Origin of the sequence: Actinomadura formosensis NBRC 14204 (assembly GCF_001552155.1) — a bacterium.
Classification (GTDB): Bacteria; Actinomycetota; Actinomycetes; order Streptosporangiales; family Streptosporangiaceae; genus Spirillospora; species Spirillospora formosensis.
In genome coordinates this window covers 23,183-49,524 of sequence record NZ_BCQQ01000004.1, presented here as the reverse complement: position 1 = coordinate 49,524, position 26,342 = coordinate 23,183, and the positions used below count along the sequence as shown (strand labels likewise).

Genomic DNA, 26,342 nt, shown 5'->3' with positions numbered 1-26,342 from the left:
CGGTCACAGTGCGTCCTCCTCGATCACTCCGAGCCGGGCCAGCAGCGTCAGGAAGGCATGGGCGTACGGGGACTGCGCGGTCTGCGCGGCAACCCGGCGCCAGTCCACCTGTTCCCGCAGGGCCCGGCCGACGTGCAGGAACGCGCTGAAGTCGCAGGCGGTCTCGGTGAACGCCAGCACCCGCATGATGATCAGGTCGGTGGCGGTCAGGACGGGCATGAACACCGCCCCGACCGTCATCTCCTCAGCCCGCCCCAGCAGTTCTCCGTCCACCGGTCGGCCGGACGGGGTGTGGATGAGGTCGATGTAGTGCTCCCCATCGCACACTTTCGCCAGCCAGTTCTCCGGGCTCTCCACATGCGTCATGCCCGCGTCGGCCAGTGCGCCCAAGGCCACCTGGACGTCCCGCTCACGCACCACGAAGTCGACGTCATGGGTGGGTAGGGCCGCGCCATGCGCGTACGCGGCGAATCCGCCCGCGAGCGCGTAGTCGATGCCGGCCTCGCGGAGCGCGGCGGCGGCCCGTTTCAGAGCCGTCAGCAAGCCGTCCACGACGCCGGCCGAGCCGGACCTCGGGAGGCCGGACCCGCGTGTCGGGGTGCTCGGCTCCGTCTGCACGTCCCACGCGTCCCCTGGTCGATTGCGGTCGCGGTGGCGGTACCCGGGGACGCGCGGGTCATGCGGGCGGTGTCCAGGTCATGCGGGCGGTGTGGGGGTCGTGCCGAGGCAGGTCGCGACGGGATCCTCGATCGAGCACCAGCCCGGCTTGCGCACCGGGACGTACCCGGACGGAACGCCCCGGTTCGCGATGATCGACCGGTAGGTGGGGACGGCGTCGGTCGGGCGGCGCGTCAAGGTCGGGTCTGTCAGCACGTCCACCGTGTAGAGGCCGAACCGTGGCCGGTAAATGCCCCACTCGTAGTTGTCGGTGAGGCTCCAGTAGTTGTAGCCCATCATCTTCACGCCGTCGGCCATCGCACGCTGGATCCAGTAGATGTGGTCGCGGAGATTGTCCGAGCGCGTGTAGCCGTCCTTGCGCGGCTTGCCGTTGTCGGTCGCCATGCCGTTCTCGACGATGTACACGGGCAGGTGCGGGAGCCGCCGCTGGTAGTTCTTGAGGACGTAGTACAGCCCCTCCGGCTCCGGGTCCACCTTCCAGGGCTCTCCGGTGAGCATGTGCGCCGAGGTGAAGTTCTGCAGGTTGGCGCCGTAGTAGTAGTCGATGCCGATGAAGTCGAGCTTGTCGGCGGCATCGTTGAACAGGGCCGCGTCGAAGAAGCCGTTGAGGACCGACCCATAGGCGACGTTGCTGGAGACGGGGGCGCCCGGGTCGATCTTGTGGATCATGTCGTAGGCGGACCGGTGGGCCTTGATGAAGGCGTCGCGTATCTGCATCATCTGGCCGGGGTGGGCGGTCATCTCCTTGAAGATGGGGATGGTGGCCTCGTTGAACGTGATCCAGATGACGCCCTGGCCCTTGTAGCGGTTGACGACGAAGCGCGCGTTGCGGAGCCAGTCGTCGCGCGTGCGGGGGTTGCTCCAGCCGCCCTGGTCGACGACCCAGCCGGGATACACCCAGTGGTCGAGGGTGAGCATGGGCCGCATCCCGTTCGCCTTGATGCGGCGCACGAGGTCGTCGTAGTAGGCGAGCGCCTTCGGGTCGCGGTGGCCCCGGCGCGGCTCGACCCGGGCCCACTCGATGGACGTCCGGAAGACGTTCACGCCGAGGCCCTTGGCGAGCTTCAGGTCGGACGGGTAGCGGTGCCGGAAGTCCACGGAGTTGCCGTAGGGGTCCGCCTTGCGGTCGGAGTTCCTCGTCCAGTTGCTATCGGGGAAGTGTCCCTCGCTCTGGAAGCCGGAGGTGGACACGCCCCAGAGAAAACCGGGCGGGAACCTGACGGTCGCGGGCCTCGCCTCGGCGGACGCCCCGGGCGGGGCGGTCAGGGTGAGGACGAGGGTGAGAGCGGTCAGGACGCGGACGATGCGTGCTCTGCTCGACGTGCCGAACACGGGTCTCCCTCCGGGCACCGAACATGAATCTCCTTCAACTACAGGGAGCGCGGCGGTGTCCGCAACGGCCGGGCGTGGCCGGATCCGGTCTCCCTCCGGGCGACTCCAAATGTGCGGCAAATCACAGGTCGGTAAATGAACCACGATGTCCGGGCGGATCTGTGATCCACTTCACAATTCACTGAAGGCGCTTTGAATTGATCCAGGCAGCGCGGTGGACCGCCGTCTCATTCGGACCGCCCGCACCTGATCGAAATAGCTTCGTGATTTGCCAGATTCGACAGGCCCTGGCTAGCTTCCTGCCCGGTTCATGCGGCACAGCAGCCGGCCGGGCGACAGGTCCCGGCAGGAACCGGATAACAGAACACGCACCCCGACGCGCGGCGGCGACGCGCCCGGTCGTCCGAGGACGGCCGGAGCGGACCCCCAGGTCGTTCCCCCGGCCCCGCCCGGAAGCCGCCGTCGAATCGCCGAGTCCGTGCAGCCGAGAGGCACGGAGCCGGAAGCGGCCGAAATTCCACTGCGTTTACGAACAATGACGCTCCGGAAACGGCCGCGCGCATCCAGAACCCCCATGAACGACCGGTGGGTGACGGCTGCCCGGTAGGCATCACCCGCGAGGTCTGGAGTCATTCTGCATACCCCCCGAAACACCCTGAAGACCGGAATCGCCACCGGCGGCCTCATCCTCACCACCACCGCGGCGTCCGGCGCGGGCGTCCTCGCCGCAGGGCCGGTCGAGGCGACGGCCCCGCCGCAGAAGACCGCGGCCCTGTCGGCGGCGGTGCCCGCGGCCGCGACGGTCCCCGCGCAGGTCACCGCGCAGCAGTCCCGGGCCGCCAGGCAGAAGAAGCGCGCGGCCTACGCCGTGAAGTACGCGGCGAAGCAGATCGGCGACCCGTACCGCTACGGCGGGACCGGGCCCTACTACTGGGACTGCTCCGGCCTCGCCGGCGGCGCCTGGCGCAAGGCCGGGGTGAAACTGCCCCGCACCACCCAGCAGATCTACCGCGCGGTCAGGAAGAAGGTCTCCTGGAAGGGCGCCGTGAAGGGCGACCTCCTCTTCTTCTACGGCGGCCGGTCCCACATGGGGATCTACGCCGGGCACGGCTACATGATCCACGCGCCGAGTTCCGGCAAGCGGGTCCAGAAGATCAAGCTGACGAGGTACTACAAGCGCCACTTCAGCGGCGCGGTCCGGCCGGGTCTTTGACCCTGCCGCGAAAAGGCCCCGCACTCGGCCCGGTGCGGGGCCTTTCCCCTGCTCGGCGCCCCCGTTCAGCCCAGTGTCGGGTAGTCGGTGTAGCCGCGGTGGTCGCCGCCGTAGAACGTCGCCCGGTCGGCCTTGTTGTAGGGGCCGCCGGCCCTGATGCGGGCGGGCAGGTCGGGGTTGGCGAGCCACAACTCCCCGAAGGCGATCGCGTCGGCCACCCCGTCCCGCAGCGCCTCGGCCCCGTCCTCCGGCTTCGCGGGGAACGACTCCGGCGTCGGATGCGGGTTCAGGATCAGCGTCCCCGGCCACTCCGCGCGGATCCGCCGCGTCGTCTCCCGGTCGCCCTCCTCCAGGACGTGCAGGTAGGCGAGACCGAGGGGCGCGAGGGCGGCGACCAGCGCCGAGTACAGCTCGGGCGTGTCGCTCTCGCTGACGCCGCTCGCCCTGCCGCCCGGCGACACGCGCAGGCCCACCCGCTCCGGCCCGATCGCGTCCGCCGCCGCCCGGACGGCCTCGACGGCGAACCTGATGCGGTTCCCGGCCGTCCCGCCGTAGGCGTCGGTCCGGACGTTGCTGCCGTCCGCGAGGAACTGCTGGATCAGGTAGCCGTTCGCGCCGTGCAGCTCGACCCCGTCGAACCCGGCCCTGATCGCGTTGCGCGCCGCGCCGCCGAACTCCTCGACCGCCCGCGCGATGTCGTCCAGGGTCATCTCCCGCGGGACGGGATGGTCGAGCATCCCCTCGGGGGTGAACAACTGCTCCCCGGACGCGATCGGCGACGGGCCCAGCGGCAGCCCTCCGTCCGGGTACAGGACGGGGTGGCCGACGCGCCCGGCGTGCATCAGCTGCGCGAAGATCCGCCCGCCCTCGGCGTGCACGGTGCCGGTCACCGTCCGCCACGCCGCCACCTGGTCGTCCGAGTGCAGGCCCGGCGTCAGGATGTACCCCTGGCCCCGGACGCTCGGCTGCGTCCCCTCCGTGATGATCAGCCCGGCACCGGCGCGCTGCCGGTAGTACTCGGCGTGCAGCTCGCCGACGGTGCCGTCCGCGCCGGCCCGGCTGCGGGTCATCGGGGCCATCACCAGGCGGTTGGGCAACTCCAGCTTCCCGGCCGACAGCGGCTCGAACAGTTCCTGCATGACATCCTCCAGACGGCGTTATCGCTGATCAAGAACGTACGAGCCACCGGGCACGGGGCGAATCCGTAGGGTTTCGGTATCCGGCCCCGTAGTTTGGAGCCGTGCTCTACGGGCGGAACGACGAACTGGCGCGGCTCACCTCACTGATCGACGGCGCACGCGACCACCGGCGCAGCGGCGTCCTCGTGCTGCGCGGCGAGGCCGGCATCGGCAAGTCGGCGCTCCTCGCGCAGGCCGCCGGCCGCGTGCCGCGGGTGCTGCGGGCGACCGGGATCGAGGCGGAGTCCGGCATCGCGTTCGCCGGCCTCAACCAGATGCTGTGGCCCGTCCGCGACCGGCTGGACGCGCTCCCGCCCGCGCAGGCGGGCGCGCTGCGCGCCGCGCTCGGCGAGACGTCCGCCGGGCAGGGCCGATTCAGCACCGGCCTCGCCGTGCTGACGCTGCTCGCCGACCTCGCCGAGGACGGCCCCGTCCTCGCCGTCGTCGACGACGCGCACTGGCTCGACACGGCGACCGGCGAGGCGCTGCTGTTCGCGGCGCGGCGGCTGGCCGCCGAGGGCGTCGTCATGCTGTTCGCCGCGCGGGACGAGGCGTTCACCGGCACCGGCCTGCCCGAACTGCGGCTCGGCCGGCTCGACCGGCACGACGCCGAACGGCTCCTCGCGGCGCGCGACCTGCCGCCGCTCGTCCGCGCCCGGGTGCTGCGGGAGGCGGCCGGCAACCCGCTCGCGCTGCAGGAGTTCGCCGCCACCGGGGAACGTCCGCCCGAGGGCACGCCGCTGCCCGTCGCCGACCGCGTCCTCGGGTCGTTCCAGGCGCAGATCGCCCGGCTGCCGGAGAAGGCCCGGCTGATGCTGCTGATCGCGGCGGCGGAGGGGCGCGGCTACATGCCGAGCCTGCTCTCCGCCGCCGCCACGTTCGGCACCGGCCTCGCCGACCTGGGGGCGGCCGAATGCGCCCGGCTGGTGGAGGTCACCGGGCACAGCATCGCGTTCCGGCATCCGCTGATCCGGGCGGCCGCGTACCAGGGCGCGACCGCGGCGCGGCGCGTCGAGGTCCACCGGGCGCTCGCCGAGTCCGCCGACGACCTCGACTGCCGCGCGCGGCACCGCGCCGCCGCCGCCCTGGCCCCGGACGAGGCCGTCGCCACCGAGCTGCAGGAGACCGCCGAACGCGCCCGCTGCCGTGCCGGGCACGCGACGGCCGCCGCGCTCTACCGGCAGGCCGCCGACCTGACGCCCGGCCGGGAGGAGCGCGCCGCCCGGCTCGCCGCCGCCGCGTCGCTGACCCTGGGGGCGGGACGGCTGGACGAGGCCGAGGACCTCGCCGTCCACGCCGAGAAGCTCACCGCGTGCCCGGCCGCGCGGGCGCGGCTGGCCCGCGTCCACGCCGCCGTCGAGTACGAGCGCGGCGATCCGCGCACCGCGGCCCGCATGATCGTCGACCGCGCCGCCGACGCCCCCGCGGACGAGCGCGCGGCGATGCTGCGGACCGGCGCCATGTACGGGTGGACGTCCGGCGAGCTGCCCGCCGTGCTGCGGGCCTCCGAACTCCTGCCGGGCGACCGGACGCTCCGCGGCCTCGCGCTGCTCGCGGACGGCGACCACGCGGGCGGCCTGCCGCTGCTCGCCGAACAGATCACCGCCGCGCGCGACGGCACCGGCGACCGGCTGCGCGCCGCCCAGCTCGCGCTGCTCACCGGCGCGGACGCGGCGGCGCTCGAACTGGCCGCCGCCGAGGCCGCGCACTGCCGCCGACACGGCCTCGTCGGCGAACTGCCGACGATCCTGCAGGTACAGGCGCAGACGCTGATCGCGGTCGGCCGGCACGCGGACGCGGAGGCCGCCGTCGCCGAGGCGATCGCGCTGGCCCGCGACACCGGCCGGCCGCACCGGGAGGGACGCCTCGGCGCCGTCCTGGCCCGCGTCGCGGCGGTCGAGGGCGACGAGGCGCGGCTCCACGAGCTGACCGTCTCCGCCCCGCCGGGACCGGCCGACGGCGCGCTCGCCCTCCTCGACCTGGGTCTCGGCCGCTACGACGACGCCCTGCGCCGCCTGGAGGAGATCGCGCACGGCCCGCACCGGCACGGCAACGTCCTCTACGCCGCAGACCAGGTGGAGGCCGCGGTACGTTCCGGTGAGCCCGCACTCGCGGACACGGCGTTCTCCCGGTTCCGTGCCTGGGCCGAGGCAGGTGAGCAACCATGGGCTCTCGCCGTGGCCCTGCATTGCGAGGCCCTGCTGAACGACAGCGAGGAACCGTACCTCCAGGCCATCCGGCTACACGAGCAGTCGTCACGGCCGTTCGAGCGGGCCCGCACCGAACTCCTCTACGGCGAGTACCTGCGCCGTGCCCGCCGCCGCTCGGACGCCCGCGTCCCGCTCCGCTCGGCGGCGTCCATCTTCGGACGCCTCCACGCCACACCATGGCTGGAACGCGCGCGCGCCGAACTACGGGCCACGGGCGAGTCGGGCACTTCCGCGCCGGCCTCCCCGGACCTCCTCGACCGCCTCACCCCGCAGGAACTCCAGGTCGTCCGCCTGGCGGCGGCGGGCACCAGCAGCCGCGAGATAGCCGCCCAACTCTTCCTGAGCCCGCGCACGGTCGAGTACCACCTCTACAAGGCGTACCCGAAGCTGGGCATCTCGTCCCGCAAGGAACTGTCCCACCTCACCCTGGAACCCGCATGAGCGCGCTATGACAGAGTTCGGGCGAGGAAGTCTTCGGTGAGCCGCCAGGCCCGTTCGGCGGGCTCCGGCTGGTAGAACATCGGCGCCTTCCGGTTGTGGAAGGCGTGGCCGCCGTCCTCTTGGACGTGGATCTCCATGTCGTCCCGTCCGGCCACGGCCTGCTCCACCCTGGCGACGTCCTCCCTGGGGATGTAAGGGTCGGACCCACCGAAGTGGAACTGCGCCGGGCCCTGGATGGCGTCGAACTGGTCCAGCATTCCGGGCACACCAGACCCGTAGAACGACACCAGGGAATCGACCTTGGTCTTCGCCGCCAGCAGATAGGCGAGCGTCCCGCCGAAGCAGAAGCCAAGGACACCGACCTTGCCGACCTCTGGCAGGCCCTTGAGAACCTCCAGCGCGGCCACCGCGTCCTCTACGCCCTTCTCCCAGTCGAACTGGGAGACCATCGACATCCCCTTGGGGACAGCCTCTTCGTCGTGGGCGGTCGTCCAGTTGGGCTGGATGCGCCAGAACATGTCGGGGGCCGCCGCCACGTATCCGAGCGCCACCAGGTCCCCGGCGACCGCCTCCATGTAGTCGCCCACCCCGAAGATCTCCTGGAGGAGCAGGACCCCCGGCCCGCGCTCTCCCCATACGTGCAGGTCGAACTCACCGTCCGGAACAGCAACCTTCTCAACGCGCCTCATATCACCCGATGATCGCGTAAACGGCGCTCGCATGGGCCACGGTCACGGAATCCACGGTCATGTCGATCTCCGCGAACGCCAGCGTCCGTCCCAGCTTCGTCAACTCGACCTCGATCAGCACGTCGCGTCCCGTCACGGGCCGCTGGAAAGACGTGTTGAGCTGCACGGTCGTCATGGGCACGAACCCGCCCTTGGCGCCCGAAACGGCCAGCACCACGGCCGTGTCGGCCGCCGCCATCAGGGCCTGCCCGGACAGCGCGCCGCCCTCCCGGGCCAGCCGGTCGGACCACGGCAGCCGCAGCACCGCCTTCCCGTCCCCCACCTCCTCGGCGACCAGGCCCAGGTCCAGCACCCAGGGCGCGAAATTCTCTTGCAGGATCTCGTCGGGCTTCACCGTCATCCCGACATGATGCACGCTGAAGGCATGCATGAGGAGATCTTCCTGCCCGCCACCTATGCCGCCGGGGTCCCCTACGACACCTTCAAGCGGCTCCGGGCCGAATCCCCGGTCACCTGGATCTCCGAACCCGCCGTGGGCCCCTGGCCCGCCGGCCCCGGCTACTGGGCGGTCTTCCGGCACGCCGACGTCAAGCACGTCCTGCGCTCCCCGGACCTGTTCTCCTCCAACCTCGGCGCCACCCAGATCCGCGACCCCGACACGCCCGAGGACCTCGCGTTCGTCCGCGCGATGATGCTCAACCAGGACCCGCCCGACCACTCCCGCCTCCGCCGCATCGTCGCCGCCGCGTTCACCCCCCGCGCCGTCCGCGCCCTGGAGGAGACGATCGACCACAGGGCGCGCATGCTCATCGCCTCCGCCCTGGACGAGGAGACCGACTTCGTCGAACTGGCCGCCGACCTCCCCGTCTGGACGCTGGCGCACATCATGGGCGTCCCAGACCACGACCGCCGCCTCCTCTACGACTGGGCGTCCCGCGTCATCGGCTACCAGGACGACGAGTACGCCGGCCTCTCCACAGCCGACACCGCCTCGATGACGCCCATGGCCCAGAAGGCGATGAACTACCGTCCGACCACCACCACCCACCCCGACGGACGTCCCGTCAACCCGCGCTCCTACACGGCCCTCGCCGACATGTTCGCCTACGCCCACGCGCTGGCCGCCGAGAAGCGCAAGCACCCGTCCGGCGACATCATGTCCCGCATGCTGGAGGGCGGCCTCACCACCCACGAGTTCGAGAACATGTTCTTCCTCTTCGCCGTCGCCGGGAACGAGACCCTCCGCAACGGCATCCCCGGCGGCCTCCTCACCCTCCTGGAACACCCCGCCGAACTGGCCCGGCTCCGCGCGGACCCGTCCCTCCTCCCGTCCGCCGCCGAGGAGATGCTCCGCTACTGGCCCCCGGTCATGGACTTCCGCCGCACCGCCACGGCCGCCCTCGAACTGTCCGGCCAGAAGATCAACGCCGGTGACAAGGTCGTCGTCTACCACGCCTCCGCGAACCGGGACGAATCCGTCTTCCCGTCCCCCGACCGCTTCGACATCACCCGCACCCCCAACGACCACGTCAGCTTCGGCTTCGGCCCCCACTTCTGCCTGGGCGCCCACCTGGCCCGCACCCAGATGCGCGCCCTCTTCCGCGAGCTCCTCCCCCACCGCATCACCCTCACCGGCACCCCCGTCCGCCTGGCCTCCAACTTCCAGAACGGACTGAAGCACCTCCCCGTCCACCTGACCCCGACCCCCTAACCACGTCGCGAACCCCCCGCCGATCTCGGTACGCTTGCGGGACGGGTCGCTAGCTCAATTGGCAGAGCTCCGGACTTTTAATCCGTAGGTTGTGGGTTCGAGTCCCACGCGACCCACCACCCTGACCGGGGCGAACACCCTTCTTCGGGTACGCCGGAGATCTGGCCTGAGGCCGGCCTGAGGCCATAAACAGCAGGCTGCGGACACGCCCGCCGGCTCCCACGGCCTCCCGCTCCGACCGGCGACCGGGCAACGGCGATCCGGCGTCCGTCCCCTTCCTCGGCACCGGACGCGGTCTAATGCTCAGCTAGCCCTTTCTGCAGAGGACGACGCAGGACCAGGGAGCGGACGCTCTCAATCACGCAACAAACGCTGAGGCGGATCGACCACCAGCACGCGCGGCGGCGGTCGGTGTGCGCGAGCTTGGGGAGCACGCTGGTGTAGGTGTCGGCGATCAGCACGATGCTGGAATGCCCGAGCATCTCCTACACCACCGGCCAGGGGGCGGCCGTGTTCGCGACCGGCACGATGCGCTGGGTCTGCGCCATGCGCGGACCCCTCTGCGGACACGGCGTCACCCAGGCCGGACGCCGGTCCGTCACGCAGGTCACCCAAACGCTCATCCGGGCCATGGCCGCAGGGCCACTCGGACGCGCCCACCCCGTCCCGCCCCAACTACAAGGACACCGTCAATCCACGCTGAGGCGGCGTCACCGGTCGGCCTGGTCGTCCGGCGGGACGGCCGCGGGCCGCCGCGCCGGCGGCTGCCAGGTGGTGCTGGTCGTCCAGATGCCGTAGGCCATGGCGAGCGCGGCGACGAAGATGATCGCCAGCCGCGGCGGGGACGTCCTGATCCGCTCGTGGAACGCGGTGAGCCCGATGATGACGGAGACCAGCGGCTCGCCCAGCGTCATCGCCGTCAGCGGCGACGCCAGCGAACTGTGCTGGAACGCGCTCTGGTTGAGTTGCATCCCGACGATGCCGGCGCCGATGAGCACGTACACCTCCCAGTGCAGCGGGAGCGTGAGCGGACGGGTCGCCAGGATGTTCGTGCAGGTCTTGAGCAGCGCGGCGGTGAACCCGTACAGGACGCCGGTGGCCAGTCCCACGGAGGCGCCCGAGCGCGATCCCCCGGTCGTGTGGTGCGACAGGGCGAGCAGGCCGATCACAGTCACCGCGACGAGCCCGCCGCTGGCGAACCACGCGACGCCGCTCGGATGTTTGATGCCACCCTCCGGGGCGGCGGCGACCAGGAAGGCGGCCAGCCCCGCCGTGGCCAGCGCGGCCCCGCCCAGCTCGCGCCGGTGGGGCCGGCGCCGGTTGAGCGCGGCCTCCATCGGCACCGACAGCGGCAGCCCGCTGACCTGGATGGGCTGGACGAGGACCAGCGCGCCGATCTGCAGCGCGGTGGCGTGCAGGGCGATCCCGACCAGGTCAGTGAGCTGCCCGCCGATCCAGATCGGATGGTGCAGCAGCCGCCACAGCAGCCGCACGTCGAACAGCCCGTGCCGGACCTCGTGGAACGCGGCGTGGTGCTGGAGCGCCGCCGCGAGCACGAATAACACCGCGGCGGCCAGGGCGATCGCGACCGCCAGGACGTTCACTCGAACCGACCGGAGCGTCCGCCGCCCGAAGGACCGGCAGCCTGCTGAACCGATCCGGGCACCCGCCGTGCCCGTGCGTTCATGGCGGCAACCCCCCTCGTCCTCGGAACGGTCGCATCAACAGCGCCATGCCCTGTCCGGCGGACCGCAACGAGGCCGAACGCCTTCCTTCACCGCCCTTGAACGGCACGCGACAATTCACCGGAATGCCCGGCGCAAAGCATTACCGGGAATTTGGTCCTCGACGGTCATCTGCACCGCTGTGGCCATCGCGTTTCCGATGCAAGTGACCGCGAAGCCGCCAGATGACAACGGCGAGGACGACCACACCGACGATCACGATCGCGGTGACCCGCCCGGCAACATGCTCGACCCGGGCATAAGCATGCCCGGCGAAGTATCCGAGCAGCGTGAAGCTCACGCCCCAGACCAGACCTCCGGCGGCGTTGTAGACCAGGAACACCCGGCTGGGCATCCCCGAGGTCCCGGCCAGCGCGGGCATGATCGCGCGGAAGAACGCGACGAACCGTCCGGCGAAGACGGCGGCACCGCCCCTGCGCCGGATCAGGTCGCGGGCGCCGTCCACGCGGTCGCGGTGGCGGCGGAGCGGACGGCTGTCCAGAATCGGCTGCCCGACATGGCGCCCGATCTGGTACCCGACGAAGTCCCCCGCGATCGCCGCCAGGACCACGATCACGGCGAGCCACACGACCGAGATCTTCTGCTGGGCGGCCAGCGCCCCGCCGAGGACGACGGCGGTCTCACCGGGCAGCACGAAGCCGAAGAACAGTGCGTCCTCACAGAACACGAGCCCGGCGACGACCCCATAGACGACCGGCCCGGACAACCCGGCCACCCACGACACGACCGAGGCGAACAAAACTCAACGCCTCCATCCAGATCCCTGAACGCCCGCGGCACTCCGAGCCCACCCGCCGACACCTCGCCTACCGGCCCTTTCCCCTACCCGGCGTCAATACCCCGACCGGCCGGGCCCGCACGAGAAGCCGAACGAGCACTGGCCGGTCAGGCGGGGGATCACCAGGCCAGGGCGTTGGTCGGCCCCTTGAACCAGAACGTCGTCGCGCGGCCGGTGGCGACGCCGACGCGATGAGCACGTCCCTGCCCGTCCACCGCGAGCGGTGACGCCGTCCGGGCCGCCTGTCGTCAACGGAGCTCCCACCAGGTACATGTGGCGGCGCTGGGCCTGGTCATGGCCGGACGGCGTCGTGGTCGCGGAGCATGCGGGACCTACCAGGCGATCAGGCCCAGGTCGGTGCGGTGCATGTCGGGGAGGCGGCGGAAGCGGCCGTCGTCCATGCGGAAGACGGCCCGGTCGTGGCGCGAGCTGACGAGGAGGTGCCTGCCGGTCGCGTCGAGGGCGGTCCGGAAATCCACCGGTGCCGCGGGCGCGATCTGCCGGGCCGTCATGCGGGCGAGCTCGCGGACGGGCGCCTTGCGGGACCCGTCCCTGAGGGGCAGGGTCAGTTCCACGATCGCGACGGACCTGAGCGTCCCGTGGTCGCCGGTGTTCTCCTCGATGGCCGTGATGGTACGCCCGTCCGGGGAGGGCCGGAAGGAGGACAGATTGGCGACGCTCCTCAGGGCGGCACGGGCGTGGACGAGGCTGGTGCCGGCCGTGCGGGTGTCGAACTCGCGCAGGAGGAAGCCTGGGTTCTCCCCCGGGGGGCTCTCCGGAGCGTCGGTAGCGAAGAAGTCGGTAGCGAAGAAGAGGGTGCGACCGTCCGCCGCCCATGCCGGGGATTGCACGTACCCCAGCGAGTCGGCGCTCGGAGGCGGCAGACGCCATCCCCGGCTGGCACCGGACGGGGATTCGACGACCGCCATGTCGTCGCCGCGGCAACCGGTGAGGTTGTTGAAGACGAGCGCGACGCGGCCGCCATCCGCCGTGGCGGCCATCTCCTCCACCCGGGTGCCGAACCCGCCGGGCAGGGTCGTCCTGCTCGCCACGGTCCCGTCGCGGCGCAGGGTCACCTTGTCGATGCGGGTGCGGCAGGGGCCGGTCTCGTCGGCGAGGAAGGCGGTGCGCCGGTCGGCCGAGACGGTGAGCGCGGCGTAGTGCCCGGCGCGGGGCCAGATGTCGGCGATCACGCGTCCGGTCCAGGAGTCGAAGACCCCGACGCCGCCCTTCCGGTGGGTCGCCAGGAAGTACGGGGGGCCTTCGTGCTCGCCGAGCGCGTCCGGGCCGCGCAGGGCGCCGCGGAGAGTGACGGTCACGGCCGCGACCGCGATCATGGTGAGGGCGGCGGCGACCGGCACGAGCCAACGTCCCGCCGGCCGGCGCCGGCGGGCGGCGGGCAGGGTCAGGGGCGGCAGCGACTCGCGCGTCACCTCGCGCGTCTCGGCGGCGGCGGCGTCCTTCAGCAGCCGTTCGACGTTCACAGGGTCTCTCCCAGCATGCGCTCAAGGGCGGTGCGCCCGCGGGACGTGTTGGACCGGACGGTGCCCCGGCTCACCCGCATGATCTGTGCGGTCTCCTCCTCGGACAGTTCAAGGACGAACCGGAGCACCAGCGTCTCCCGCTGCCGGTGCGGCAGGCGGCGCAGCGCATCGAGGATCTCCTTGCCCTGCTCCAGGCCCAGGACCCGGCTCTCCGCCGACGCGACGGGCGGGTCCTGGGCGCCGAGAAGGCGGCGGCCCCGGCGGCGCAGCACCGACCGGCAGTTGTTGAGCACCGACGACCTCAGGTAGGTCAGGGCCTTTCCGGGATCCTTCAGCCGGCCCCACCGCCGGTACAGGCCGAGGAAGGAGTCCTGGACGACGTCCTCGGCCGTCGGCCTGTCGCCGACCATCACCAGGGCCAGCCTGACGAGGTCCAGGGCGTGCGCTTCGTACAACTGCGTCACCGCTCTCTCGGGGGAGGGCACCACCAGGTCCGGGGGGCCGTCCTGGCGGAAGTTGAGGAGGCTCACGGGGAAGAGACGCGTCCGGGGCGCCGATGTTGCACGGGCGGCCGATCTTTTTCCGGGCGGGCCGTCTACCGCTGGAACAGCGACAGCGTGATGCCGCGGACGCGCCAGACACCGGCCTGCCGGAAGTGCCGCTGGAGGACCTCGACCTTCGCGCGGTCCCGCGGGACCAGGGACGGCATGCGCCAGGGCCCCTCCAGCAGCCAGACCCGGGTCGTCGCGGCACCGGTCAGCCGGCGGCCGATCTCGGCAGGGTCGAACTCGGTGCCGCCGAAATTGCCCGCCTGGGCGGGGGTCCGCCGCAGTGCGATGTCGCGCAACCCGCGGAACGCGTCCGGGTACGCCTCGGCGATAGAACGCCGGTCCGCCGTGAGGAAGAGGATCGCGTCACCCGGCCGGGCCTCCCGCTCGACGATCGCCGCGGCCCCGCGGAGGTTGTCCCACCAGTTCTCCGGACGGCGCTGCGCGACGTGCAGCGGTGCCACCAGGACGGCCATCGCGACGAGCGGCACGATCCACGTCCGGCAGGGCATCCGAGCCAGTCCCGCGGCGGCCGGCAGCGCCATGGCGGGGAGGCTGCCGATCACGTAGCGGCTCGTGTAGAAGGGATGGAACTGGGAGACCAGGAGCAGCACCGTCGCGGGCAGCAGCAGCCAGGGCAAGGCCAGGGCCCGCAGGCCGATCGGGCCGCGGCGCCGCGCCGTGATCAGGCCCACCGCCATTGCCGCGCCGAGCAGGTACGCCACGATCGGGGGGCCGGTGAACGCCTCGGCCAGGTAGAGGGCGTCGCGCCATCCCGGGCGTGTCAGCCAGTCCAGGGCGTTGCGCTGGGTCACGGCCAGCGCGATCAGCGGGCTCACCGCGACGACCGCTCCCGCCGCGGCGGCGGACCACCGGCGCAGCATCGTCCTGGCGCGGCGCGTCAGCAGCAGGGTCGCCAGGTGGGCGGGCAGGATGAGCAGTGCGAACAGATGGACCAGCCCCAGCAGGGCGATGCCCGCGCCGTAGGCGGCGTACCGGCGCCGGGAGCCCCGTTCCGCCAGGTCCACGAACAGCACGGTCAGCCACACGGTGAGCGCCGCGACCAGCGAGTAGGACCGGGCCTCGTGCGCGTAGTGGCTGGCGAACGGAGCCCCGGTGCAGATCAGGCCGGCGACCAGCCCGACGGACCCGGACATGATCCTGCGGCCGAGGACGGTGATGCCCGCCGCCGTGGCCGCGAACGCCGCGATCGAGGGGAGCCGCAGCGCGAACTCGCCGGCCCCGAAGACCTGCACGACACAGTGCATGAGCAGGTAGTAGGCGGCGTGGACGGCGTCGATGTGCCGGGCGCACCACAGGATGCCGGGGATCGAGCGGCGGGCGATCTCGGACGTGATCGCCTCGTCACGCCACAGCGGCAGCCGTCCGGCGCCCCAGAGGCCCATCGCCAGCGCCAGCAGGGCGGGCACCGAGGGAAGGAGCCAGGCCCTCCGCTGCCCTCGCCCCGCCTCCCCGCGCCGTCCTGCGTCTTCGGCGGGCGGGCCGGGGTGCTCGGCCGTGGCCGGGCGTTCGCCGGGCAGCAGATCTAGTTTTGAGTTCACGCCAAGAGACGCAGGGAGCCCCGCAATGTTGCATCCCCCGGCGCCCATTTTCGATCGGGCGCGGGCTGTGTGAGGGCGTCCAGATCATTTGCGCCTGTGGAACCGCCTTTTAATCCATCGGCACCGTCGGCGACGCGTTGCTGGAGTCGGCGATCGGCTTGTACAAGACCGAGCCGATCAAACCGCGTGGGCCGTGGAGAACCTGACCGGCGTCGAGCCGGCCACCGCCGAGTACGTGGACTGGTACAACACCACCCGGCTCCACGGTGAGATCGGCCACGTACCACCCGACGAATACGAGGCCCTCTACGACCGCCAGAACCACACAGAACTGCAGGTCACAGCCACAACCTAGAGCCTCTGTCGAACCCCGGGGCGCTTCAGTGCAGCCGACCCGGCCGCGTCGTGGACGGCCGTCCCGTCCTCGGCCTTGCCGCGATGTCGGCCGCAGGTGCCTGTCTGGCCACCTTGTCAGTGATCATGCAGCACCGTCGCTCTGGGGATGGATTCCGAAGACCACTCCTGCGGGCGATACCGCGCGGGCCCGGAACCGTCACCCTGGATCACATGCCGGAGGGGGAAACCGTGGGCTCACCGATCCAAGCGCGCGCGTTGGACGCGGGGATCGGGGCCGTGGTGCTGGTGACCACCACGGCCCCGCTGTTGTCCCAGGAACGATGGTGGTCGGCCGCCGCCGCCGTCATGGCCGCGCTGCCGCTGGCCTGGCGCCGCCGGGCCCCGCTCGGCGTACTGGCCGTGGTCGCCGTCGCGACCACCTGCCTGGTGGTGGCGGACGCCCTGCCGCCACTGGCCTACGGGTGCATGGTCGCGACCTACACCGTGGCGGCGGTGAGCACGCGGAGCCGGCAGGCGGTGGCACTCGGCGCGGGAGTCCCGCTGCTGGCCTTCTCGATCGCCGTCCCCGGCGCGTCGTTCGACGACGCGGGCTACACCGTGATGGCGTTCGTCGCCGCGTGGGCCCTCGGTGCCGGGACCCGCGCACGGCAGGCCGCCGAACACGAACGGCTGCGCCGCTTGGAGGGCGAGCGGCTCGCCGCGCTCGCCCGCGAACGCACCCGGATCGCCCGGGACGTCCACGACATCGTCACCCACGCCGTGGGGCTCATCGTCGTCCAGGCCGAGGCGGGGCCGGTGGCGGCCCGGACCGACCCCGTCCGAGCGGACGCGATCTTCGACACGATCGCCGACACCGGGCGCGAGGCCATCGGGCAGCTGCGCCGTGCCCTGGGCACGCTGCGCTCGGGTGCGGAGACGTGCGAGCCGGCGCCGGGGCTCGGCGCGCTTCCGGCCCTGGTCGAACGGACCAGGCGAGCCGGGATCGACGTCACCCTCGCCGAGCGGGGACGGCCCCGCCCGGTCTCGGCCGACGCCGGGCTGGCGGTCTACCGGGTCGCGCAGGAGGCGCTGGCGAATGTCGTCCGGCACTCGCACGCGACGACCGTCCGGGTCGAGCTCCACTGGACGGACCGGGAGCTCCGCCTGGTCGTCGCCGACGACGGCCGGGGCGGGTCCGCCATGGGCGGCGGTCACGGGCTTGCCGGGATGCGCGAGCGGATGAGCGCCTGCGGCGGGACACTGCGCGCGACCGGCGGCGAACGGGGCTTCGTGGTCCGGGCGGCGCTGCCGCTAGGGTGACCGCGTGCTGCGGGTACTGATCGCCGATGACCAGGATCTGATCCGGGGCGGGTTCGCGATGATCCTCGATGATCAGCCCGGCATGACCGTGGTGGGGGAGGCGGCGACCGGGGCCGAGGCGGTGCGCGCCACGCTGGGCCTGCGCCCCGACGTGGTGCTGATGGACGTGCGGATGCCCGAGATGGATGGCATCGAGGCGACCCGCCGGATCTGTTCCGGCACCGATGCCAAGGTCCTGGTCCTGACCATGTTCGACCTGGACGAGTACGTCTACGACGCGCTGCGCGCCGGTGCGAGCGGCTTCCTGCTCAAGGACATGCGCCGCGGCGAACTGGTGGAGGCCGTGCGGGTGGTCGCCGCCGGGGAGTCGCTGCTGGCCCCGACGGTGACCCGGCGACTCATCGCCGACCTGGTCCGGCGTCCCGCGCACGGGGTTGCGCCGCGGCTGGCCGGCCGGCTGGCGGAGCTGACCGAACGGGAGGTGCAGGCGCTGCGGCTGGTCGCCCGGGGCCTGTCGAACGCCGAGATCGCCGCCACGCTGGTGGTCAGCGACCATACCGTCAAGACGCACGTCAGCCGCGTCCTCGGCAAGCTCGGGTTGCGCGACCGGGTGCAGGCGGTGGTGTTCGCGTACGAGTCGGGCCTGGTGCTGCCCGGCGACGGCCTGGAGGCGTGACCCGCGCGAGTGACGCGCGGAACCGCTCTCACCGGCGACGCGGCCGTCCCGTCCCGTGGCGGAGCATCGAGGCGACCCCCCACCCTCGATCGGAAGGTCGTCCGATGCACCGCAGACGTCCCCGTGTTCTCCTCGCCGTGGCCGCCGCCGCGGCGTCCGCCGCCCTGTTCCACCTTGGTACGGGACTGCATCCGATACCGGTGTTGACCTGGCTGGCGGCGCTGCCGGTCCTGCTGCTGGCCCCGCGTACCGGCGTGGGCCCCGCCGCCGCGGCCGCGTTCGCCGCCTGGCTCGGGGGCCAGACCAACCTGTGGGATTTCTACCAGGGCGAGGACGGCCTGGATCAGCCGGTGCCCCTCGTGGTCGGCATCTTCCTCGGGACGGCCGTGCTGTTCGCCCTGACGGTCCTGCTGGCGCGCGCGCTCATGCTGCGGCGCAGGCCGTTCGCGGCGGCCGTCGCCGTACCCTCCGCGTGGGTCGCGGTGGAGTACGCGATGTCGATGCCGCAAGGGGCGTTCTGGAGCATCGGATACACCCAGGCCGGTGTAGGGCCCGTCCTGCAGATCGCCTCGCTGACCGGGCTCTGGGGGATGACCTTCCTGATCCTGGGGGTCCCCGCGGCCGTGGCGGCGATCACCGCGCCCGGCACCGGACCGCGCGCCCGGGTCCAGCTGGGAGCGGCCGCGGCCCTGCTGGTGGTGGCCGCGCTCGGCTACGGGTTCCTGCGGCCGGCGGCCGAGGGCCCCACGATGAAAGTGGCGCTGATCGCCGGCCCGAGCTGGGATCATCCGATCCCGGTGGAGACCCCCGAGGGGCGCGCGCTGGTCGCCCGCTACGCCGAGCGGGTGCGATCGGTGGCGGCGCGAGGCGCGCAGGTCATCGTCCTGCCGGAGAAGCTCGTCCAGGCCGATGAACGCACCCTGCCCCTGCTCACCGGACCGCTGGCCCGCGCCGCGGCCGGACGCCATGTCGTCACCGGACTGACGCTGGTCCGGAACGGTGTCACGGCCAACGCCGCCCTGGACGTCACGTCGGGGACCGTCTACCGCAAGCACCACCTCATCCCCGTTTTGGAGGAGGGATACTCCGCCGGATCGGAAACGGCCTTCGTGCCCGGTACCCGGTGGGGTCTGATCATCTGCAAGGACCTGGACCATCCCGCCCTGCCCCGCGCGTACCGCGGACAGGAGGCCCGCGTGCTTCTCACTCCGGCCCTGGACTTCGGCCAGGACGCCTGGTGGCACAGCCGCGTCGCCGTGACCCGCGGTGTCGAGAGCGGGCTCACCATCGTCCGCAGCGCCACTCAGGGAGCCCTCACGGTGAGCGACCCGTACGGGAACGTCCGAGCGGAGGCCCGTACCGGCGGCGCCGCGCTGACCGTCCTGACCGCCGAGGTCTCCACTCCCGGCGTCACCACCCTGTATTCCAGGCTCGGGGACTGGTTCGCCTGGCTGTGCCTCGCCCTCACCGCGTGCGTCACGGTCCTGGCCTTGAGGAAACGGGCGGCTGGTCAACTTCCCGCGCCTCGTCGCACTGGTCCCCTGACGCGAGCGGGTCGGTGATGCCGCAGGTACCGAACGCGGTGAACGCCGACCGGACGCGCTGGATCCGTACCTGGTGGCCCGGTTACGGATGAGATCTCGTGGAGACGTCCAGCAACCGGGTTGCGGCGTGGGCGAGAGGGATCGCTTCTTGTTCGATACGGCGGAACGGGGTGGGGCCTGCGGTTGCGATGGTGTCGTAGGCGGTCGCCTCGGCTTCGGTGAGGTGCGGCAGGATCGCCGGGGACGGTTTGATGGGGCGACCGGCCTTGTCGTGGTTCACCCCGTGCTGGGCGTAGCGGTGCAGGTCGGTGGCGTCCATCAGGATCGAGGTGACCGGTTTCGGTGGCGCGTCGTCCGGTGCGGGCTCGGCCAGCGCGGCGCGGAACCGGTCGAGGATCGCGTAGCCGTCCGCGTCGATGTCTCCCCAGTAGACGATGTGGTCCGCAGCGCGGATCCAGGGCACGTCCGCGAGCAGGGCCGCGGCCGCCTTGCCGCCGCCCTCGACCACGATCGTGTCCCGCACCGGGGGGAACCAGAGCCGGGAGTCGCGGTTCTCGACGACGAGGACGATCCGCGGCCGGTAGGCGATGTCGTGCGTGTCGCCGGTGGTCCAGGCGTCATGCCTGCGGCGGCCCGACGCGGCGTGACCGGGGTCGACGTAGGTCAGGTGCAGCACGGCCGGCCGGGGCCGGACCTCGTCCCGGACGTCGCGTCCGGCGACGTCGCGCAGCAACGCGCCATGGGTGTCGAGCCACTTGGTGTGCATGCCGGGGACCGGGAGTTGACGTGCGGTCCATGCGCCCGCGTCCGGGTTCCGGCGCAGCCAGGTCGCCGCACTGAGCAGTACCTCGGTGTCATCGGCTCCGAGCTGGTAGACGGCCCGGACGGTGGCCGGGGTGAGGACCGCGCCCGCGGACCGCAGCGATGATGCGAGCGCCCGGGCGCGGCCGACGTCCACGGTCGGCCGACCGGTTTCGGAGACCAGGGCGACGGCGGCGTCCAGGCCCGCGACAAGCATGGTGGGGTAGTCGTCCGTCACACCTTGGACGGACACCGGCTTGCGGACGATCAGCACGCCTGTGGGGTGCCGGTCGGGGAACTCACGCCAGCGCATGTGCCACTCGTGCCAGGCGGCGTACCCGATCCGCGCCACCGCGCTTCCAGTCGACACGCCGGGGCGGAGCGGGACGGAGAACGTGACCGGGTCTCCGGCGCCGAGGTCGGCGCACACGGCCGCCGCCCACTTCTGGTGGACCTTGCGGCGGAGCGACTCGATCGCGTCGGCCGGGGTGATCAGCCGGGGGGTCATGCGCCGGGAACCGCCACGATGGGTTTCGCCCATGACCGCCCCTCGGTGTTCTTGAGGATCAGGTATTCGGCGTCCACGTGGGGTTCGATCGCGCTGTGCTTGTCGTTGGGGGCGCCGATGACGAGCTGGAAGCCCAGCCCGCGCCATGCGCCGATGGCTCGGCCGGTGAAGTGCGCGTCCGCCTTGATCAGCGCCTCGTCGAGGAAGACGGGGGCGTAGCGTGGCCGTTCGGCGCCCGCGTCGCCCAGCTGGTAGCGCAGCGCGGCGCCGACGATGAACGCGACCAGTTCCTGGGACTCACCGCCCGACTTCTCCCCGATGTGGTCGTAGACCGCGACATGCTCGCCGGCGAGGTCGCATTTCTCCGCGCTGATCCGGACGTGATTGCGCACGTCGACCAGGTCGGCGAAATCAGGCGCGGTGCGGCGGATGTGGTCGATCACCTTGGCCATCCGGTGGTAGGCGCGTTCCCGATCGGCCTCCGTCGCCGCCTTGTCGATGACGGCGCGTACATCGCGCAGCTCCTTGCGGAACCGGGCGCGCACCGCGGAGTGGCTTTCCTGCGGGTCGATGCGCAGCCGGTGGCGGTCGTCGGCGAACGGCAGTTCGGCGAGGATGCGGTTGACCGGGTCGATCCGGTCGCGGATCTCCCGGACCGCGGCGGCGAGTTCGCTGTCCAGGCTGGTCAGGTCGTTGCCGGAGAGTTTGAGCAGGCTGTCGCGCCACTCGGTCTCCAGTTCGTGCAGGCCGCTGGTCTCCAGATCGGTGAGCAGGCGGTCGAAGTCGCGGTAGGAGGCGTCCGGATCGGTGCCGAGGTTCGGGTTCGGCCAGCGCTCGACGAACGTCGAGAACGTCTCGTGCAGCGCCTTGCGTGACCGGGCGATCGTTTCCTCCGCCGACTTCCGGTCGTCGTGCATCCGCTCGGCACCGCGCCGGTGCGCGGCGTCGAACTCCGTCAGCGCCGTCGCCGGGTCGGCGCCGTCCGGGGCGCCGTCGAACAGCCCCGTGAGGTACTCGCGGTGTTCCGGGCTCACCTCGGTGCCGGTCGCCGCGGCGGTGTCGAGCGCCCGCTGGGCGCCGTCCACCTCGTCGACGATCGATTCCCATTCCCCGCCGAGCCGCTCCACCTCCCGCTTCTGTCCGCCGACGCGCTCGGTCAGCCGGGTGATCTGCTTCTTGAGCTCCTCCGACTCCTCCTGCAGCCGGTCGATCTCCGGGTTGCCCGCGCGGACCTCGGTGATGACCTGCTTCCAGCGATCCCGTTCGGCGGCGACCGACTCGGCGTCCACCTGCTCCCAGGACAGTTCGGTCACGGTCTGGTAGGCGGTGCGTCTCTCCTCGAACGAGTTGAGTGCCTGCTCCGCCTTCGTCGCCTGTGCGACGGCGTCATCATGACGTTCGCGGGCGTGGCCGATCCGCCTGTCGAGGTCGGCGAGCAGCCTGGTGTTGCTGAATCCCAGCAGGTTGGCGCGGCCGTGACCGCCGTGCGCTCCCCGGCCGTGTTGCGACGTCTGGCCGGTGATCGTGAGCGCCTTGGGGTACTGCGCCAACAGCCTGGGCGTCTCGACGCAGACGAAGTCGAAACCGCGGACGAGTTCGCTCTTGAGCCAGGCGGTGAACGGCGACGGCCGGTAGTCGAGCCGGCCGGGGAGCGTCTTGTCGTTCAGCCCGATCTCGTCGCGCCTGCCGGTGTGGACGCCTTCGAAATGGATGCGCCGGGCGAGCGGCACCGCGTTGATCGCCTCGCGGAACGAGTTCAGCCGGCCGATGTCGATCAGCATCCGGGTGGCGAACCCGCCGAGCGCCAGGTTGAACGCCTCCCGCCACGGTTCGAACTCCGTGCGCACCTCGATCAGCTCACCGACGAACGGCAGGTCGTCCGGGGTGAGCCCGGCGGCATCGGCCAGCCGGTCGCGGGCGGTGTGCAGGTCCGTGGGGATGTTTCCACGGCGGGCTTTGACCGCCTTGTGCTCGGCGCGCAATTCGGCCAGTTCGCGTTCGGCGGCCTTGCATTCCGCGGTCGCCTCGGCGAACTCGTTCTGGGCGGTCTTCCTGGCCTGGGAGTCGGCCAGCGCCCGGCGCGCCGTGTCGACCAGCACGGCGAAGTCCTCGCCGGTCGACACGGTGACGCCGATGGCGCCCAGGGCCCGGTCCAGCCGCTCCCGTGTGCGTTCGACGTCGGCCAGCCGCCGTTCCACATTACGGATCTCCCGGAGCGCGGTCTCCAGCCGGTCGCCGCCGGACGCGCGCAAGGTGTCGAGCAGCGCGTCCCGCCGGGACTCCGCCACGTCGATCAGCGCGGCCGTCTCCCGCACGTCCCCCTCGGCCCGGCGGCGCCGTCCGGTCAGGTCCTCCTCGGCCGCGCGCAACAGGTCGAGCCGGCGTTCGTGCCGCCACAGCGCCGCGGGGGACGTCGGATCGGTGAACGATCCGACGTCGTCGATCACCCGCAACCGGGCCACCGCGTCATCGATGGTTCTCCGATGGTCGCGGATCGGGGTCAGCGCCCGCACCTGCCGGCGGGCAATGATCATCCGGTCCCGGGTACCGGACAGCTCGTCGAACTGCTGCACCACCTCGTCCGCCGTGGCCAGGGTGGACGGCTCCTCCAGGACCATCGTCTTGTACAGCGCGTCGACGGTGGTGATCTGCTGACCGGCCTGGATCCTGCCGAGCAACCCGACCGCCTTGTGCCCGTCCCCCGCGGCGCCGATGCCCAGCGCGGTGTGCAGCCGGGCGGTGAAGTCCCGGTCGGTGCCGAAGCAGGTCACGCCCGTCGCCTCGACCGCGGCGCGGGCGAGCCTGCTGCCCGCGGGGCCGTCCAGTTCGCGCAGGTCGTAGGCGTCGTCCCGGGTGGCGCGGACCGGGACGACGTCGTCGAGGGTGCGCGCGGACGACGGCACGTACCAGGCCCGGAGCGCGGTGAACACCGCACCGCTCCGGTCGGCCCACGTCATCGCGATCGCCGACCAGGTGTCGCGGCCGTCCCCGCGCAGCACCCGCAGCCTCGTCTCGCCGTCCGTCCGTGACTCGTCGAGCTTCCCGCGGGCGTAGGAGAGGATGTTGCGCTGGTCCTTGCCCCGGGGCCGGCCGACCACCCCGCCGTTGGACGCCCCGTTGAACGGCGTGGTGTGCGGCATCAGCAACGCGATGTAGGAGTCCATCAACGTCGACTTGCCCGACCCGGAACCACCGCTGAACAGGGTCGCGCCGGGAGCGAACCGGATGTGGTGATACCCGTCGTAACCGCCCCAGTTGACCAGCTGCAGATCCCGCGCCACCCACTGCTGACCCCGCGACGCCGCCGGGATCAACCCGAACAACGTGTCGATCATGCTCATGGCGCGACCTCGTTCTGCTCCCGTAGCCACTGGTTCAGTTCGGTGAGCTTCTCGGTGCTCAGCACGACCTCGACCAGCGGCGTGATGCGGTACCGGCCCGTGGACTCCTCCGCGAGCAGGCCCTCGGTGACCAGGCGCTGCACCGCGTTGTGAATCTCGCGCTGGCTGCGGGCGAGGTTGTGGTCGGCTGGATCGAAATAGGTCAGGACGGTCTGTTCCAGCTCTTCGATGTCGACCCGCGCGGACGTCTCGCCGGTGCCGCGTTCCCGCTGGAAGACGGTCCGCAGGTGGACCAGTACCAGGGTCTCGGCCCGGTTGTAGGGGTCGTCCTTCAGCAGGATCGGGACGTCCAGTTCCGCCGAGCGCACCTGCTGTTTGTAGGCGATGCCCCGGTCGTGATCGACCACGAGCCGGACGAACAGGTCGTGCAACCGCGACTCGATGATCTGCTGGTTCTCCAGCAGCGTGCGCCATTGCGCCGGGTTCTTCTCGGCCAGCAGGAACCTGCGTTGCAGCAGCCGTACCAGTACCCGCCGCACGGCCACGTCCAGCGTGCCGGTGTCACCGGCGAACAGTTCGGCCGGGTCGTCCTCCATCGCCACCGGGTCGATGAAGCCGGCCGCCGAGCCGGTCGACCAGCCGTCGTCCGCGCCGTCCGTTTCACTCATCGTGGTTTCCCGGTGTCTCGTCCGCGGCGCGGGCCGGTGCCGGGTTCGCGGCCCGCACGCCGCCGAACGCGAGCCGCCGCCGGGTCTGGTCCGGCCGGACCGTGTCGACCACCGCGACCTCGGCCGTGTCGGTCATTCCGAGGTCATGCGCGATCTCCAGCAGGCCGAGCAGATCCACCGGCCGCCGTATTCGCTCGGCCGCCGCGCGGAAGGCGGCCGCGACGTCGACCTCGTCCGCGTCGCCCGCGAACGCCGCCAGATGTGCGCGCAGTTCGGCGTACTGTGGACCACCCCAGGCCCGGGTGTCCGCGGCTGGCACGTCCTCTGCCTCGTCCCATTCCCGCAGTGGCGTGGGCGGCTGGGGCGGACGCGGGTCGCTCACGGTCTGCCGCAAATGCCTGACGTCGGCCACCGGCAGGCGGCGCAGCGGGGCGACGGCGGTGCCGCGGCGCGACCCGGGCACCCACGTGTGGAATCCGGACATCACGTCCCGCAGCAGCTCGTCCACCTGGCGGTCCCGCATCGGGTCGTGATTGCGCACCTGGGTGGTGATGACGTGCGACGCCTGCCGTTGCGCGGTCAGCACCTCCTTGACGCCCTGCTCGATCCGGCGTGCGATCTCGGCGAGTTCCCGCCGCTGTGGTTCCGGCATCAGCTCGGTGAACCCGTGCCGCAGCACGGTGCGCAGAAGACTCCACAGGTCGTCGATCTGTGCCGGGTCACCGATCAGGCGCAACGCCCCGGCGAACGCGCGGCCCTCCGGTGTCGCGTCCATGATCTGCCGGCCGCGCTCCAGGTACTCGCGCAGCACCTCCCCGGTCGGCCGGACGTCCTGCCGCAGGTCGGCGACGACGTCCCGCTGCATGGCTTTGATCGACTCGGCGACGCGGGCGAAGTCGGCGGGCAACTCCCGTGCCAGATGCAGGACGTTCTCCGCCGCCTCAAGCAACTGGTCGTCATCGACGGTGTCGACGGCGCCGCCCCGTTCGAGCCGGTGAAGTTCCCGCCGACGCTGATCGATCTCCGTCTGGAGGCGCGCCATCCGGGCCATCACGTCCGGGTCCGCGTCCTGCGCAAGCCGCTCGACCGCCTCCAGCAGCGTCCGGACCCGGGACTCCGACACCCTGGTCCGCGCCCCGCCGACCCGCCCGGCCACTTCGAGCGCGCCGACGCCGTGTGCGGACAGCCGGTACACCTCGACGTCGTCGGAGACCTGCCGCACCAGCCAACCCGCGTGCACCCATTGCCTGCACAGGTCACGGGCATTCCCCGCCGGCAGGGGCTGGTCGTCCTCGTCACCGTAGCCCGCGGCCCGCAACTGGTCGAGGGCGTCGGCGACCTCCGCATGGGCCTCCGCCACCGCCACCGTCGACCGCTCCGGCGTGAACATCATCGCCAGCACCGTAACTACGAACGGCGCATAGGTCCGGTGGAGCAGATCGAGCATCGGGTTCTGGAACGCCCGAAGCGCACCCTGATATGCACCCTCCACACCTCGTGTAACCATCGCCGACCAGAGTACGACCTGTGGCCCAACGCCACATATCCAAAGGCCGCAACCAGGGGCCTCATCTACACC

Annotated in this window: 22 protein-coding genes and 1 tRNA gene; 8 read left to right on the top strand and 15 right to left on the bottom strand. The window is 71.7% G+C overall.

Annotated features, from left to right (window positions below; genetic code table 11):
- Positions 1-3: 3 nt before the first annotated feature.
- Together AF1_RS01665 and AF1_RS01660 are read right to left on the bottom strand one after the other, a co-directional pair.
- The gene (locus AF1_RS01665) at positions 4-618 is read right to left on the bottom strand and encodes a nucleotidyltransferase (protein ID WP_207393911.1); all 615 of its coding nucleotides are present in this window, start codon (positions 616-618) and stop codon (positions 4-6) included.
- Positions 619-696: 78 nt separating this feature from the next.
- Complete coding sequence (locus AF1_RS01660; RefSeq protein WP_084262333.1) at positions 697-2,010, bottom strand: glycoside hydrolase family 1 protein; 1,314 nt, start codon at positions 2,008-2,010, stop codon at positions 697-699.
- Between the two features lie 784 nt (positions 2,011-2,794).
- Between AF1_RS01660 and AF1_RS01655 the strand changes: the two genes are divergently transcribed.
- Entirely contained in the window at positions 2,795-3,223 is a 429-nt protein-coding gene (locus AF1_RS01655) for a C40 family peptidase (protein ID WP_242608567.1), read from the top strand.
- 65 nt (positions 3,224-3,288) lie between these two features.
- Here the strand turns inward: AF1_RS01655 and AF1_RS01650 are convergent, their stop codons facing one another.
- Positions 3,289-4,362 (bottom strand): alkene reductase, encoded by a 1,074-nt coding sequence (locus AF1_RS01650; RefSeq protein ID WP_067792813.1) that lies wholly within the window; start codon positions 4,360-4,362, stop codon positions 3,289-3,291.
- Positions 4,363-4,463: 101 nt separating this feature from the next.
- Here AF1_RS01650 and AF1_RS01645 point away from each other — a divergent pair, with 101 nt between their 5' ends.
- Entirely contained in the window at positions 4,464-7,052 is a 2,589-nt protein-coding gene (locus AF1_RS01645; RefSeq protein ID WP_067792810.1) for a helix-turn-helix transcriptional regulator, read from the top strand.
- 5 nt (positions 7,053-7,057) lie between these two features.
- Here AF1_RS01645 and AF1_RS01640 read toward each other — a convergent pair whose 3' ends face one another.
- Together AF1_RS01640 and AF1_RS01635 are read right to left on the bottom strand one after the other, a co-directional pair.
- The gene (locus AF1_RS01640) at positions 7,058-7,741 is read right to left on the bottom strand and encodes a dienelactone hydrolase family protein (protein ID WP_067792807.1); all 684 of its coding nucleotides are present in this window, start codon (positions 7,739-7,741) and stop codon (positions 7,058-7,060) included.
- 1 nt (position 7,742) lies between these two features.
- Positions 7,743-8,141, bottom strand: a complete 399-nt coding sequence (locus AF1_RS01635) for a PaaI family thioesterase (RefSeq protein ID WP_067792968.1) — start codon at positions 8,139-8,141, stop codon at positions 7,743-7,745.
- Positions 8,142-8,165: 24 nt separating this feature from the next.
- Between AF1_RS01635 and AF1_RS01630 the strand changes: the two genes are divergently transcribed.
- Both AF1_RS01630 and AF1_RS01625 read left to right on the top strand, forming a co-directional pair.
- Positions 8,166-9,452 carry a cytochrome P450 gene (locus AF1_RS01630; RefSeq protein ID WP_067792804.1) on the top strand — a complete coding sequence of 429 codons (1,287 nt, stop codon included), beginning with the start codon at positions 8,166-8,168 and terminating at the stop codon, positions 9,450-9,452.
- 43 nt (positions 9,453-9,495) lie between these two features.
- A tRNA-Lys gene (locus tag AF1_RS01625) sits at positions 9,496-9,571 on the top strand.
- A 177-nt stretch (positions 9,572-9,748) separates the two neighbouring features.
- On the opposite strand, the gene AF1_RS35060 is transcribed toward AF1_RS01625, so the two are convergent.
- The 6 genes from AF1_RS35060 to AF1_RS01595 all read right to left on the bottom strand — a co-directional run bounded on the left by AF1_RS35060 (position 9,749) and on the right by AF1_RS01595 (position 15,569).
- Positions 9,749-9,934 (bottom strand): hypothetical protein, encoded by a 186-nt coding sequence (locus AF1_RS35060; RefSeq protein WP_067792801.1) that lies wholly within the window; start codon positions 9,932-9,934, stop codon positions 9,749-9,751.
- A 228-nt stretch (positions 9,935-10,162) separates the two neighbouring features.
- On the bottom strand, positions 10,163-11,056 hold the full coding sequence (locus tag AF1_RS01615) for a DMT family transporter (protein ID WP_067792799.1): 894 nt from the start codon (positions 11,054-11,056) through the stop codon (positions 10,163-10,165).
- A gap of 223 nt (positions 11,057-11,279) precedes the next feature.
- Positions 11,280-11,936, bottom strand: a complete 657-nt coding sequence (locus AF1_RS01610) for a DedA family protein (protein ID WP_067792796.1) — start codon at positions 11,934-11,936, stop codon at positions 11,280-11,282.
- 371 nt (positions 11,937-12,307) lie between these two features.
- Entirely contained in the window at positions 12,308-13,459 is a 1,152-nt protein-coding gene (locus AF1_RS01605; RefSeq protein ID WP_067792793.1) for a YncE family protein, read from the bottom strand.
- On the bottom strand, positions 13,456-13,989 hold the full coding sequence (locus AF1_RS01600) for an RNA polymerase sigma factor (protein WP_242608568.1): 534 nt from the start codon (positions 13,987-13,989) through the stop codon (positions 13,456-13,458). Before AF1_RS01600 ends, AF1_RS01605 begins: the two co-directional genes overlap by 4 nt.
- Positions 13,990-14,054: 65 nt before the next feature.
- The gene (locus AF1_RS01595; RefSeq protein ID WP_165488298.1) at positions 14,055-15,569 is read right to left on the bottom strand and encodes a glycosyltransferase family 39 protein; all 1,515 of its coding nucleotides are present in this window, start codon (positions 15,567-15,569) and stop codon (positions 14,055-14,057) included.
- Between the two features lie 193 nt (positions 15,570-15,762).
- Here AF1_RS01595 and AF1_RS35055 point away from each other — a divergent pair, with 193 nt between their 5' ends.
- From AF1_RS35055 to AF1_RS01580, 4 genes are all read left to right on the top strand, one after another.
- The gene (locus tag AF1_RS35055) at positions 15,763-15,924 is read left to right on the top strand and encodes an IS3 family transposase (protein WP_165488299.1); all 162 of its coding nucleotides are present in this window, start codon (positions 15,763-15,765) and stop codon (positions 15,922-15,924) included.
- 212 nt (positions 15,925-16,136) lie between these two features.
- Entirely contained in the window at positions 16,137-17,225 is a 1,089-nt protein-coding gene (locus AF1_RS01590) for a sensor histidine kinase (RefSeq protein WP_165488300.1), read from the top strand.
- Between the two features lie 4 nt (positions 17,226-17,229).
- A complete protein-coding gene (locus tag AF1_RS01585) occupies positions 17,230-17,901 on the top strand; it encodes a response regulator (RefSeq protein ID WP_084262330.1) in 672 nt (223 codons plus the stop codon).
- A gap of 104 nt (positions 17,902-18,005) precedes the next feature.
- Positions 18,006-19,463, top strand: coding sequence for a nitrilase-related carbon-nitrogen hydrolase (locus AF1_RS01580; protein ID WP_067792785.1), 1,458 nt, complete (start codon positions 18,006-18,008; stop codon positions 19,461-19,463).
- Between the two features lie 64 nt (positions 19,464-19,527).
- Here the strand turns inward: AF1_RS01580 and AF1_RS01575 are convergent, their stop codons facing one another.
- Genes AF1_RS01575 through AF1_RS01560 form a run of 4 tightly spaced genes read right to left on the bottom strand, consistent with a single transcriptional unit; the run spans position 19,528 to position 26,270 of the window.
- The gene (locus AF1_RS01575) at positions 19,528-20,754 is read right to left on the bottom strand and encodes a Wadjet anti-phage system protein JetD domain-containing protein (protein WP_067792782.1); all 1,227 of its coding nucleotides are present in this window, start codon (positions 20,752-20,754) and stop codon (positions 19,528-19,530) included.
- Positions 20,751-24,095 carry an ATP-binding protein gene (locus AF1_RS01570; RefSeq protein WP_067792779.1) on the bottom strand — a complete coding sequence of 1,115 codons (3,345 nt, stop codon included), beginning with the start codon at positions 24,093-24,095 and terminating at the stop codon, positions 20,751-20,753. The genes AF1_RS01575 and AF1_RS01570 overlap by 4 nt, the downstream gene beginning before the upstream one ends.
- Complete coding sequence (locus tag AF1_RS01565; protein WP_067792776.1) at positions 24,092-24,763, bottom strand: DUF4194 domain-containing protein; 672 nt, start codon at positions 24,761-24,763, stop codon at positions 24,092-24,094. The genes AF1_RS01570 and AF1_RS01565 overlap by 4 nt, the downstream gene beginning before the upstream one ends.
- Positions 24,756-26,270 (bottom strand): DUF3375 domain-containing protein, encoded by a 1,515-nt coding sequence (locus tag AF1_RS01560; RefSeq protein ID WP_067792773.1) that lies wholly within the window; start codon positions 26,268-26,270, stop codon positions 24,756-24,758. The genes AF1_RS01565 and AF1_RS01560 overlap by 8 nt, the downstream gene beginning before the upstream one ends.
- Between the last annotated feature and the right edge of the window lie 72 nt (positions 26,271-26,342).

Excerpts from the sequence above, each read along its gene's own strand:
- AF1_RS01650 (WP_067792813.1), bottom strand. The coding sequence starts at position 4,362 with ATGCAGGAACTGTTCGAGCCGCTGTCGGCCGGGAAGCTGGAGTTGCCC.
- AF1_RS01640 (WP_067792807.1), bottom strand. The coding sequence starts at position 7,741 with ATGAGGCGCGTTGAGAAGGTTGCTGTTCCGGACGGTGAGTTCGACCTG.
- AF1_RS01635 (WP_067792968.1), bottom strand. The coding sequence starts at position 8,141 with ATGACGGTGAAGCCCGACGAGATCCTGCAAGAGAATTTCGCGCCCTGG.
- AF1_RS01630 (WP_067792804.1), top strand. The coding sequence starts at position 8,166 with ATGCATGAGGAGATCTTCCTGCCCGCCACCTATGCCGCCGGGGTCCCC.
- AF1_RS35060 (WP_067792801.1), bottom strand. The coding sequence starts at position 9,934 with ATGCTCGGGCATTCCAGCATCGTGCTGATCGCCGACACCTACACCAGC.
- AF1_RS01590 (WP_165488300.1), top strand. The coding sequence starts at position 16,137 with ATGCCGGAGGGGGAAACCGTGGGCTCACCGATCCAAGCGCGCGCGTTG.
- AF1_RS01580 (WP_067792785.1), top strand. The coding sequence starts at position 18,006 with ATGCACCGCAGACGTCCCCGTGTTCTCCTCGCCGTGGCCGCCGCCGCG.
- AF1_RS01575 (WP_067792782.1), bottom strand. The coding sequence starts at position 20,754 with ATGACCCCCCGGCTGATCACCCCGGCCGACGCGATCGAGTCGCTCCGC.
- AF1_RS01570 (WP_067792779.1), bottom strand. The coding sequence starts at position 24,095 with ATGAGCATGATCGACACGTTGTTCGGGTTGATCCCGGCGGCGTCGCGG.
- AF1_RS01565 (WP_067792776.1), bottom strand. The coding sequence starts at position 24,763 with ATGAGTGAAACGGACGGCGCGGACGACGGCTGGTCGACCGGCTCGGCG.
- AF1_RS01560 (WP_067792773.1), bottom strand. The coding sequence starts at position 26,270 with ATGGTTACACGAGGTGTGGAGGGTGCATATCAGGGTGCGCTTCGGGCG.